This window comes from Streptomyces siamensis (genome assembly GCF_039543605.1).
Classification (GTDB): Bacteria; Actinomycetota; Actinomycetes; order Streptomycetales; family Streptomycetaceae; genus Streptomyces; species Streptomyces siamensis.
In genome coordinates this window covers 42,740-54,414 of record NZ_BAABKB010000074.1, presented here as the reverse complement: position 1 = coordinate 54,414, position 11,675 = coordinate 42,740, and the positions used below count along the sequence as shown (strand labels likewise).

Below are 11,675 nucleotides of genomic sequence, written 5' to 3'. Positions count from 1 at the left end.
GACGCGCGGAAGATGCGCGAGGAGGCCGCTCGTACGGCGAAGACGAAGATCGACGAGGCGTCGGACGCGGGGATCCACAACCGGAAGTGGTGGGAGGAGGTCGGGGACTGGTTCTCCGACAACTGGGACACCATCGTCGCGGTGTGCAAGGTGGTTGTCGCGGTGGTGGGGATCATCGCGATGATCATCGGCGGGCCGATCCTGGGCGCGATCGTCCTGATCGCCGCGCTCGTCGTCCTCGCGGACACGCTCAACAAATATCGCAAGGGCCAGGCCTCCTTGTGGGACGTGGCGTTCGCGGCGCTGGACTGCATACCCGGCGGCAAGGGGATCACCACTCTCGGCGGACTGGCGAAGGGGCTGAAGGCCTTCGGCAAGACCGGCCTGAAAGGCATGGCCCTCGGGCTCAAGGGACTTGCAAAGGGCGCCCGTTCGGGCGCGCGGCAGATGAAGACGCTCTTCACCCGCGGTGACCCGATCGACGTGGCGACCGGCCAGATGGTCATGTCGGCCCGGGACGTGCTCCTGCCGGGAATCCTGCCGCTCGCCGTGGAACGCCACCACCGCACCGGTGCCCGCTCGGGCCGCTGGTTCGGGCCCAGCTGGATCTCCACCCTCGATCAGCGTCTGCTGCTCGACGCCGACGGGGTGCGGTTCGTCGCCGACGACGGGATGGTGCTGATCTATCCCGTGCCCGAGCCCGGTCTGGACGTCCTGCCGGTCGAAGGCCCCCGCTGGCCGCTGGAGTGGACCGACGGCCCGGACGGCCGTATGACCGTCCGGCAGCCCCAGACGGGCCGCAGCCTGCACTTCCGGGCCCAGCCCGGCTCCACCGGCGCCGAACTCCTCCTCGACGCGGTCACCGACCGGCACGACAACACGCTGCGCATCTCCTACACCCCCGACGGCGCACCCGAGACGATCACCCACCACGGCGGCTACCGCGTCGGAGTGACGGCCGAGGCGGGCCGAGTCACCGCCATGAACCTCCTCAGCGCCCCCGGGCAGCCGGTCCTGGTGCGCTACGCGTACGACGAGCGCGGCAACCTCTCCGAGGTTCACGACTCCTCGGGGCTTCCCCTGAGGTTCTCCTACGACGACCGGCGTCGTGTCACCCGCTGGGAGGACCGCAACGGCACCTGGTACGGCTACACGTACGACCGGCAGGGGCGATGCGTCCACGCGGGCGGCACGGACGGAATCCTCGACTACGCCTACGCGTACGACGAGAACGCCCGCACCACCACCGTACGGAACTCGCTGGGCCACTCCACGCTCTACACCTTCAGCGACACCCTCCAGCTCCTGACCGAGACCGACCCGCTCGGCCACACGACCACCCGCACCTGGGACCGGTACGACCGGCTGCGGACGATCACGGATCCGCTGGGCCGCACCACCCGGTACCGCTACGACGAGCACGGCCGGAACACCGAGGTCGAGTACCCCGAGGGCACCACCGCGACGCTCGCCCACGACGGTCTCGGTCTGCCGGTGCACGCCACCGACCCGGACGGGGCACAGGCCTTCCACACGTACGGGGAGCGCGGCGATCTGGTGGCGACCGCCGACCCGGGCGGTGCCGTCACCCGGCACCGTTACGACGATCACGGCGGTCTCGTCGAGACCGTCGACGCCCTGGGCGGTGTACGGCGCGTCGAGCGCGACGGGGCCGGTCTGCCGCGCCGGGTCACGGACACGGCCGGCGCGGTGTCGTCCTGCGTCCGTGACGCCTTCGGCCGCATCGTCGAGAGCACCGATCCCGTCGGCGGCGTCTCGCGCTTCGGCTGGACCCCCGAGGGGCGGCTGGCCTGGCGCACGAAGCCGAGCGGGGCCACGGAGCACTGGCGCTACGACGGCGAGGGCAACGTCCTGGAGCATCGTGACGCGGCGGGCGGCTCCACACGCTGGACCTACGGCCCCTTCGACCTCGTCAGGACGCGGACGACCCCGGACGGCTCGGTCCTGACGTTCACCTACGACAGCGAACTCAGGCTGCTGAGCGTGGCGAACGCCGGCGGCGCGGTGTGGTCGTACGGATACGACCCGGTGGGCAACACGGTGACCGAGGAGGACTTCAACGGCCGCCGGATCACCTACCGCCACGACGCGGCACGACAGCTCGTCGAGCGGAGCGAGGGACCGGACCACACGGTCCACTACGAACGGGACACCGCGGGCAACGTCGTCACGCGGCGCAGCGCCGACGAGACGGCCGTCTTCTCCTACACCCCGGCCGGACGCATGATCCGTGTGGCCAACGCGCACGCGGAGGTGGAGTTCGCCTACGACGCCGCAGGCCAGCTGATCGCGGAGACCTGCAACGGACGCACCGTGTCCAGCAGCTACGACGAGCTGGGGCGGCGCACGCGGCGGACCACCCCCGAGGGCGTCGTCAGCCGCTGGGAGTACGACCCGGGACACCGTCCCGCGGCTCTGCACATCGGCCCGCAGTCGCTGCGCTTCGCCTACGACGCGGCGGGCCGCGAGACCGGCCGTGACCTCGGCACGTCCCGGGTGCTCTCGCAGAGCTGGGACGAGGACTTCCGGCTGACGGAGCAGACGCTGGTCGCCGCCGCGGACCGGCGTGTGCAGGAGAGGCGCCGCTACACGTACCGGCCCGACGGGATACCCACCGGCGTCGATGCCTGGGCGGACGGGGCCCGCCGCTACGCACTCGATCCCGCAGGACGTGTCATCGGCGTCGACGCGGCGGGATGGACGGAGCGGTACGCGTACGACGCGGCCGGGAACATGAGCGAGGCCACGGCGGGCAATCCCGGCGAGGACGCGGTCGCCGCCGGCACACGGCTGCGACGCTCCGGCCGGATCAGCTACACGTACGACGCGTACGGGCGGGTCGTGCGCAGGACCGTGCGGCTGCTGTCCGGGGGGAGCCGGACGTGGAGCTACACCTGGGACACGCTCGGCCGGCTGCTGACCGCGGGCACACCCGAGGGCACCACCTGGCGGTACGCCTACGACCCGCTGGGGCGCCGGATCTCCAAGCGGCTCGTCGACGACAGCGGGCGGACGCGGAGCGAGACGGTCTTCGTCTGGGACCGCGACAGCCTCGCCGAACAGACACACCGAGCGGCGCCCGACTCCGCCCGGCACGTGACGACGTGGGAGTTCTCGCCCGCGCCGGTCCCGCGCCCCCTCGCGCAGGTCGACAGGATCGAACCGGCAGGTCTGTCACAGGACGAGGTCGACGTGCGGTTCCGCGCCATCGTGACCGATCTGGCCGGAGCGTCGAGCGAACTGGTCGACGCCCAGGGGCGGGTGACCTGGCGGCGCCGGGCCACGGTCTGGGGCGCCGGACAGCCCACGGCCGGCGACGACATCGACTGCCCGGTCAGGTTCCCGGGCCAGTACAACGACCCCGAGACCGGGCTCGACTACAACCGGCACCGCTACTACGACTCGGCGACAGGGCGCTATCTGACGCCCGACCCCCTGGGACTCGACCCGGCGCCCAACGACTACGCGTACACGGACAACCCGCTCGTGTGGAGCGACCCGCTGGGACTCGCCCCCTGCGGCCCGGCGATCATCAACCACTACCGTGGCGCCTCGCAGCGCGTGCCGGGCGGACAGCTCGGTCCGGCGGTGAGCGTCCGACAGTTGCGGATGGCGCTCGGCCGGCGGGGGATGTCCGTCGAGCACTACGACATCGTGCACGTCCCCCAGATCGACGGGCCCCTGGGTCCGGCCTTCGGGAACAGTCCGCACACCGCGGCCGGCTTCCCCATGCTGGGGCCGCGCGGACGTCCCGTGATCGAGATCTCGGACCTCGGCCTGCGCAGCATGGACGAGGCGGTCAGTACAGTCTTCCACGAGACCATGCACCACCATCAGCAGGCGGCTCGTCGGGGGATGCAGGACGCCCACAACGACAGGGCGTACATCACGACGCCCGGCGACGAGGAAATGGCGGAGCTGTACGGGCAGCAGATGCTCGAACGGTTCCGCGCCCGAGGCGGCTGAGTGAACGAGGAAGCAGGCATGCGAGAGTTCGACGCGGACCAGGTCAGGGAACTGGTGGCGGGCCCGAAGTTCTACGAGGACCAGTCGGAGCGGGTCTGTCCCGCCTGCGGCCACTGCGCGGTGCGCACCTACGTGTACCGCAGCCACATCCGCGTGCGCCCCTCACTGATCAGCTACATGTGGTGCGCCAATTGCCGGCGCTTCAAGGGGTGGACCGGACCCGACCTCGGGACCTTCGACTTCACCGACCCGATGGAGAAGCTGTCGACGGACGAACGTGCCGCCATGGCGAAGGACTTCGGCGGCTTCTTCCGGAACCTGGACAGGCTGTGGGACTCCGGCGAACTGCCCCAGCGGTTCTCGTGAGGCGCGGCGCCGCCGCTCGTGGGGCCGTCGCGGCCCGGCAACGGCGGTAGGGGCCGCGGCGCGGCCGTCGCCCCCGGACGCGGTCCGGCCCCGGCTGTGGCGCAGCCGGGGCCGGACCTTCGTCCTGCTGACGGGGAGGGGTCAGCCGAGCGCGTGCACGTGCGGTCCCACCGCGTTCGACCAGGCGTTGCCCGCCGACGCGTCCCAGTTCGTCGACCAGGTCATCGCGCCGCGCAGACCCGGGTACGTCCTGGAGGGTTTGAAGGAGCCGCAGTTGGTGCCCTTGGCCAGGCAGTCGAGGGCGTTGTTCACGATCGTCGGGGAGACGTAGCCGCTGCCCGCGCCGCTGGTGGAGGCGGGGAGGCCGAGACCCACCTGCGACGGGGAGAGGCCGCCCTCCAGCTGGATGCAGGCGAGGGCCGTCAGGAAGTCCACCGAGCCCTGCGAGTACACCTTGCCGTCGCAGCCGAGCATCGAGCCGCTGTTGTAGTACTGCATGTTGACGACGGTGAGGATGTCCTTGATGTTCAGGGCCGTCTGGAAGTAGGAGTTCGACGTGGACTGCATGTCGATCGTCTGCGGGGCCATCGTGATGACGAGGGACGAGCCCGCCTTCGAGGACAGGGAGCGCAGGGCCTGCGTCATGTAGGTCGCGTTGAGGCCGTTCTCCAGGTCGATGTCGACGCCGTCGAAGCCGTACGTCTGCATCAGGGAGTAGACGGAGTTGGCGAAGTTCGCCGCGGACGCGGAGTCGCTCACCGACACGGTGCCGTTCTGGCCGCCGATGGAGATGATGACCTTCTTGCCCGCGGCCTGCTTGGCCTTGATGTCCGCCTTGAACTGGTCGACGGTGTAGCCGCCGAGCCCGGCCGAATCGAGGCTGAAGCTCACCGCGCCCGGCGTACCGGTCGCGTCGGCGAAGGCCACGGCGATGATGTCGTACTGCGACTGGACGTCGGAGATCTTCTGGACCTTGGCGCCGTTGTTGAAGTTCTGCCAGTAGCCCGTCACGGCGTGCGCCGGTACGGTGCCGCCACCACCGCCCGAGGAGGCGTTCGTGGTGCCGGTGACGGCCGACGACTTGACCGATTCACCGGCCGAGTTCGTGGCGGTGACCTGGAAGGAGTACGAGGTGGAGGCGGCGAGTCCGGAGACGGTCGCGGAGGTGCCCGTCACCGACTGGACCTTCGTGGCGCCCTGGTAGACGTTGTAGCCCGTGGCGCCCGAGACCGTGTTCCAGGCGAGCGAGACGGACGAGGACGTCGTGGACGAGACGGCCAGGCCGCCGGGGGCCGCGGGGACGGTCGGGGCCGGGTCGCCGCCACCGCCTCCGTCGGGTCCGAACACCGACAGGTCGTCCGCGTAGTACGCGGCCTGTCCGTACCAGCCGTGCGTGTAGACGGTCACCGAGGTCGTCGACGAACCGGTGGTGAACGTCGTCGTCAGCTGCTTCCAGGACGAGGAGTCGGGCGTCCACGTCGACACGTCGGTGGTGCCCGTGCCGGTCGCGCCGAGGTAGGTGTAGCCGCCCTGGACCCACGCGCTCAGCGTGTACGTCGAGTTGGGCTTGACCGCGACGGTCTGGGTGCACTTGGCGTTGTCCTGCCCGGCGGGCGTGGCCTTCAGGGCCGCCGAGCCGCCGTGCACCGGCGAGGAGACGGTCGTGCCGCTGCCCGCGGAGCACGTCCAGTTGCCGAGGCCCGACTCGTAGCCGCCGTTCTTGGCGTTGTTGACGTCGGCGGCCGCGGCGTCGGTGGCCAGGCCGGTGAGGGTGAGGGCAGACGCGGCGAGCGCGGCGGAGAGGAGCCCCGCCCAGACGCGTCTGCGTCCGGGCATGCCTGATACGCGGTCCACTGGGACCTCCGTGAGGGGAAGGGGAGGGAATGGGGGAGGGAAGGGGGGAAGAAGGGGAGGCGTACGGGGAGGTGCGGAACGGTGGCCACCGTTGGGTGTACAAGTTGGTCCAGACCAATTCGGTTGTCAAGACCTCCGGAGTCCGTGAACTCCTCAACAGGTCGGCCGGAGAGTGGAGTTGTGGCATATTCGGATCACTCTCCGTTGATCACGCCCCCACCTTCGGTGAGTTGATCTCGCGAAGTCGGTGTTGAGCGGGGCATGCCGTGGATATGGTGCTGATGCAAGAGGACGTCACAGTGACGATCTGTGGCCATCTGTGACGTTCCATGGCGATAAAGGGGCGATCTGAGGCGGTGGTTGACCACCCCGCCGCAGCGAACGGGGTGTGTGCAGCGTGCCGACCGCGATAGCCGTCACCAGTCCCGACCTGGTGCTTCCGCCGCACGATCGGCAGACCCCGCCCGCGGTCGTCCATCCGCTCGACACCCTCGAAAGCTCCCTCACCGCGCTGCACGCCCTCGTCGAGCAGCACGGATACGTCATCGCGCTGCACTCGTCCTCCGTCGGGGACTCCGTCGTCCAGCGGCTGCACACCGCCCGCTCCGTGCTGGAGAGCGACCGCGTCGCGCTGCTCGCCGTCGACCTGCCGCCGCTCGGACTCGCCCTGCTGGCACAGCAGTTGAGACAGCTCTCGGTCTGCGACTTCAGCCCCGGAGTGCTCGCCTCCGCGGCCCGCCTGCTCGCGCACTACATCTACGCCGGAGCCCTGCTCGGCTCGGTCACCAAGCTCGACCGGGTCCCGGTGTCCCTGAAGTCGCACGCCAAGTCCTGGGTCCCCGGAGCGCAGTTCGCGGTCCTCGCCAACCCGCGGCCCGAACTCGTCAGGGTCGGCCAGGAGGAGCTCCCCGGGCCCGAGTTCGGCACCCGGATGCACGTCGCCGCCGGCCAGCCGCCCTCCGACTGGGTCACCGCGACCCTCGCGCCCGGCTGGCGCGTGCAGGGCGTCGCGACCGTCCCGCTGCCGCAGGAATCGGCCCGCTGGTGGGGCACGTCACGGCTCACCGAGTTCGCCGCCGGACTCCATGACGTCTCCGTGCTCTACCAGCTCGTGTCGTCGGTCCGACGCGACGAGTGCCACTGGTGCGGCCTCGAACTCATCGGTGACCGCTGCGGGTTCTGCGCCGCACCGCTGCCGCCACCACCCGCACAGGAGCTTCCGGCCACCGCCGTCCGGGCAGCATCCTCCGTACGCGCCCTGCCCCGGGGTGCCACCTAGGCGCACGCGTACCAGCACGACCGATCGACCCCGCCGTCCCCCGCAGATCGAGGTTGTCCGGATCATGCTCCATCACCGAGGTGAGATGTAGTGAACTCGCGCCAGCGCCGCGGCGTCATCCTGCTGGTCCTCTCGGCCCTGTGCGCCCTCGGCGCCTTCGCCGGAGTGCTCTCGGTGATCCGCGACGTGAACTCCAAGGTCGGACCGGAGGTGGCGGCGTACCGACTCAAGGGCGACATCGCGCCCTACAAGGAGCTGACGGCCGACCAGTTCCAGAAGATCTCCATGCCCGAGCGCTGGCTGTCTTCCACCGCCGTCACCAGCCTCTCCCAGATCCGCGGCAAGATCGCGGTGACCCGGCTGGAGAAGGGCTCGCTGCTCCAGACCGACATGATCGTGGACCGGCCCGCGCTCGACGCGGGTCAGCAGGAGATCGCGATCATGATCGACGCGTCGACCGGGGTCGCCGGCAAGATCAATCCCGGCTCGCGGGTCAACATCTACGCCACCTTCAAGGCCGAGAACGACAAGGGCACCGACCAGTCCAAGGTCATCGTCGAGAACGCCCGCGTCATCGACGTCGGCAAGCTCACCGCCCTCGACCCCGGCCAGTCCAGCTCCGACCGCCGCAACAGCGCCAACCAGGCCGTCCCGATCACCTTCGCGCTCGACACGGCCGACGCCCAACGCGTTGCGTACGCCGAGTCGTTCGCGGAACACGTACGTCTCGCCCTGGTCGCCGGCGGCTCCGACGCGTTCGTCGCGCCCGGCGACCGCACGTACACCCTCAACGAGGACAAGTAGGAGGCGCGCATGAGGACCGTCCCCGGGGGGCTTCGCCGATGACCATCCGCATCCTCCCCGCCGTCGGCGACATCGACTCGGCCCGGGCGCTCACCACCCTGCTCAGCCAGCTCGCCGACGCCGAACCGGCCCCTCCCGTCCCCGACTCCACGGCCCTCCTCGACACCCTCGCCCGCCTCGCCGCGGAGTCCCTCGACGAGCTGCCCGAAGTGGTGCTGGTCCACGAACGCATCGGCCCCGTCCCGGCGCTGGAGCTGATCCGCGACCTGGTGATGCGCTTCCCGGCCGTCGGCGTCGTCCTCATCACCGCCGACAACAGCACCGCCGTGCTGACCGCCGCCATGGACTCCGGCGCCCGCGGCATCATCGGCCTGCCCCTCGGCTACGACGCGCTCGCCGAACGCGTCCAGGCGGCCGCCACCTGGTCCGCCGGCATGCGCCGCCACCTGCACAGCGGAACCCCCGAGCTGTACACCGGCCCCGGCGGCGCCGTCCTCACGGTGACCGGCGCCAAGGGCGGCGTCGGCGCCACCGTCACGGCCGTCCAGCTCGCCCTGGCGGCGCGCGCGTCCGGCCGCACCGTCGCCCTGCTCGACCTGGACCTCCAGTCCGGCGACGTGGCGTCCTACCTGGACGTGCAGTTCCGCAGGTCGGTCGCCGACCTGGCGGGCATCAGCGACATCAGCCACCGCGTCCTCCAGGACGCCGTGTACACCCACGACAGCGGCATCGGCCTGCTGCTGGCACCCGCGGAGGGCGAACGCGGCGAAGAGGTCACCGACCGGGTCACCCGCCAGGTCCTCGGCACCCTGCGCTCCCGCCACGACGTGGTGGTCGTCGACTGCGGCTCCCAGATGAACGCCGCCACCGCGGCGGCCGTGGAGATGGCCGACCAGGCGCTGCTCCTCGTCACCCCCGACGTCGTCGCCGTCCGGGCCGCCAAGCGCATGGTCCGCATGTGGGACCGCCTCCAGATCCGCAAGGCCGAGGAGACCACCACGGTCGTCAACCGGCACACCCGCGCCACGGAGATCCAGCCCTCCCTCGTCGAACGCGTCACCGGCACCAGGGTCGCCCGGACCTCGGTCCCCGCCGCCTTCAAGGAACTCCAGTCCGTCGTCGACGCCGGCCGGCTCCAGGACCTCGACAGCCGCTCCACCGTGAAGCAGGCCCTGTGGACGCTCGCCGGCGAGCTGGGCCTGGTCGCCGCGCAGGAAGGCGGGGGAGGAGGCCGGCGCCGCAAGGCGCCCGCGGACCGCGGCGCGCTGACACTGCGGCGCCGGGGCGGCGACCGGGGCGCGGTCACCCTCGAATTCGCCGGGATGTTCCCGCTGCTGCTCGTCGTCATGACGATCCTGTGGCAGTGCGTGCTGTACGGCTACTCGTACTCCCTGGCCGGGAACGCAGCCGACGAGGCGGCCCGCGCCGCGACGGCGGCCTACGCGGTCGACGGGGACTACGCGGGCGCCTGCGGCGCGGCGGGCGGCAAGCATCTGCCCGGGGCCTGGAAGGACGCCGACATCGCCTGCACCCCCGCGGGCCCCGTCATGAAGGCCGACGTCGAGGTCGACGTGCCGCTGTTCTTCCCGGGCTTCGACGCGGGCTGGCACGTGAGCGGCAGCGCGGGCGCGGCACTGGAGGGGGACGACGGATGAGCCCGCCCGCAGCGCGCCGCCGCTGGGACGACCGCGGCGTCTCCATCCTGGAGTTCACCGGGTTCCTGCCCATCCTGCTCCTCATCGGCATGGCCGCCATCCAGCTCGGCCTCGTCGGCTACGGCGTCAACCAGGCCGGTTCGGGAGCGCGCGCCGCGGCCCGGGCCGCCTCGCAGCGCGACGGGGACGGAGTGGCAGCTGGGAACGCCGCCGTCAGCGGATGGCTGGACCCCGCCGTGCCGCAGCCGGCCAAGGGCGCCGACACCACGACCGCCACCGTCACCGTCCACGTCCCCTCCGTCATCCCCTTCCTCGGCGGCTGGGACGTGACCCGTCACGCCACCATGCCCACCGACGACTGACCGGGAGGAGCCGCACCCATGAGCCTGCGATCCCGCATCGCCGCCCCCGACGAGGGGGGACCAGGGCGTGAGGACGGACACCTCGTCGCCGTCTACCGCGCCAAGCTCCTCGAGGAGATCGACCTCGCCGAGATGTCGAGCCTCGCGGCGGCCGAGCGCCGGGTACGCCTGGAACGCGTACTGGGCCACATCATCAGCCGTGAGGGCCCGGTGCTCTCCTCCGCGGAACGCTCCCAGCTGATCCGCCGCGTGGTGGACGAGGCCCTCGGACTCGGTGTCCTCGAACCACTGCTCGCCGACGCGTCGATCACCGAGATCATGGTCAACGGACCGGACTCGATCTTCGTGGAGCGCGCCGGCCGCGTCGAGCAGCTCCCCCTGCGCTTCGCCTCCGACGAACAGCTCATGCAGACCATCGAACGCATCGTCTCCACGGTCAACCGGCGCGTGGACGAGTCGAACCCGATGGTCGACGCCCGCCTCCCCACCGGCGAACGCGTCAACGTCATCATCCCGCCGCTCGCCCTCACCGGCCCCACCCTCACGATCCGCCGCTTCCCGCGCGCCTACACCCTCCCCGAACTCATCGGGCTCGGCTCGCTCGACGAACAGATGCTCATGCTGCTCGCGGCCTTCGTACGGGCCCGCTTCAACGTCATCGTCAGCGGCGGCACCGGCAGCGGGAAGACCACCCTGCTGAACGCCCTGTCCGGGCTCATCCCCTCGCACGAGCGCATCATCACCATCGAGGACTCGGCCGAGCTCCAGCTCCAGCAGGAGCACGTCATCCGCCTGGAGTCCCGCCCCCCGAACGTGGAGGGCAAGGGGCAGATCACCATTCGCGACCTGGTCCGCAACTCCCTGCGCATGCGCCCCGACCGCATCATCGTCGGCGAGGTCCGCGGCGGCGAGACCCTCGACATGCTCCAGGCCATGTCCACGGGCCACGACGGATCGCTCGCCACCGTCCACGCCAACTCGGCCGAGGACGCCCTCATGCGTCTGCAGACCCTCGGCTCGATGTCCGAGGTGCAGATCCCCTTCGAGGCCCTGAAGGACCAGATCAACTCCGCCGTCGACGTCGTCGTCCAGCTCACCCGGCACGCCGACGGCTCCCGCAAGATCACCGAGATCGCCCTGCTCGTCTCCCACGGCCGCGAACAGTTCCGCGTCACACCGGTGACCCGCTTCGTGCCGCGCCCCGCCGGACCCGACCGCGTCGTCCACGGCCACTTCGAACACCTCCCCCTGCCGCGCGTCGTCGCGCAGAGGCTGTACGTCGCCAACGAGCCGCTGCCGCCCGCCTTCGGCGTCACCGAGGCCATCGACGTCCTCAACACCAGGCAGGCCATCGGATGACGTCCACGA

General features: G+C 70.9%; 8 protein-coding genes. 7 read left to right on the top strand and 1 reads right to left on the bottom strand.

The features are described from left to right. Together ABEB03_RS44500 and ABEB03_RS44495 are read left to right on the top strand one after the other, a co-directional pair. A partial coding sequence (locus tag ABEB03_RS44500; protein WP_345658842.1) for an RHS repeat-associated core domain-containing protein occupies positions 1–3,987 on the top strand: 3,987 nt, incomplete at its 5' end. A gap of 18 nt (positions 3,988–4,005) precedes the next feature. Further along, positions 4,006–4,353 (top strand): hypothetical protein, encoded by a 348-nt coding sequence (locus tag ABEB03_RS44495; RefSeq protein ID WP_345658841.1) that lies wholly within the window; start codon positions 4,006–4,008, stop codon positions 4,351–4,353. Positions 4,354–4,494: 141 nt separating this feature from the next. Here ABEB03_RS44495 and ABEB03_RS44490 read toward each other — a convergent pair whose 3' ends face one another. Then, on the bottom strand, positions 4,495–6,189 hold the full coding sequence (locus tag ABEB03_RS44490; protein WP_345658839.1) for a chitinase: 1,695 nt from the start codon (positions 6,187–6,189) through the stop codon (positions 4,495–4,497). Between the two features lie 415 nt (positions 6,190–6,604). Between ABEB03_RS44490 and ABEB03_RS44485 the strand changes: the two genes are divergently transcribed. From ABEB03_RS44485 to ABEB03_RS44465, 5 genes are all read left to right on the top strand, one after another. Then, the gene (locus ABEB03_RS44485; protein WP_345658837.1) at positions 6,605–7,486 is read left to right on the top strand and encodes a hypothetical protein; all 882 of its coding nucleotides are present in this window, start codon (positions 6,605–6,607) and stop codon (positions 7,484–7,486) included. 90 nt (positions 7,487–7,576) lie between these two features. Then, a complete protein-coding gene (gene cpaB / locus ABEB03_RS44480; RefSeq protein ID WP_345658836.1) occupies positions 7,577–8,290 on the top strand; it encodes a Flp pilus assembly protein CpaB in 714 nt (237 codons plus the stop codon). A 38-nt stretch (positions 8,291–8,328) separates the two neighbouring features. After that, positions 8,329–9,945 (top strand): AAA family ATPase, encoded by a 1,617-nt coding sequence (locus ABEB03_RS44475; RefSeq protein ID WP_345658835.1) that lies wholly within the window; start codon positions 8,329–8,331, stop codon positions 9,943–9,945. Beyond that, positions 9,942–10,307: a TadE family protein gene (locus tag ABEB03_RS44470; protein ID WP_345658834.1), complete on the top strand. Its 366-nt coding sequence runs from the start codon at positions 9,942–9,944 to the stop codon at positions 10,305–10,307. Before ABEB03_RS44475 ends, ABEB03_RS44470 begins: the two co-directional genes overlap by 4 nt. 18 nt (positions 10,308–10,325) lie before the next feature. Then, positions 10,326–11,666 carry a CpaF family protein gene (locus ABEB03_RS44465; RefSeq protein ID WP_345658833.1) on the top strand — a complete coding sequence of 447 codons (1,341 nt, stop codon included), beginning with the start codon at positions 10,326–10,328 and terminating at the stop codon, positions 11,664–11,666. Positions 11,667–11,675: the final 9 nt, after the last annotated feature.

What these genes read in the sequence shown, in the direction of transcription:
- ABEB03_RS44475 (WP_345658835.1), top strand. Translation starts at nt 8,329, where the DNA reads ATGACCATCCGCATCCTCCCCGCCGTCGGCGACATCGACTCGGCCCGG.
- ABEB03_RS44465 (WP_345658833.1), top strand. Translation starts at nt 10,326, where the DNA reads ATGAGCCTGCGATCCCGCATCGCCGCCCCCGACGAGGGGGGACCAGGG.
- ABEB03_RS44490 (WP_345658839.1), bottom strand. Translation starts at nt 6,189, where the DNA reads ATGCCCGGACGCAGACGCGTCTGGGCGGGGCTCCTCTCCGCCGCGCTC.
- ABEB03_RS44470 (WP_345658834.1), top strand. Translation starts at nt 9,942, where the DNA reads ATGAGCCCGCCCGCAGCGCGCCGCCGCTGGGACGACCGCGGCGTCTCC.
- ABEB03_RS44495 (WP_345658841.1), top strand. Translation starts at nt 4,006, where the DNA reads ATGCGAGAGTTCGACGCGGACCAGGTCAGGGAACTGGTGGCGGGCCCG.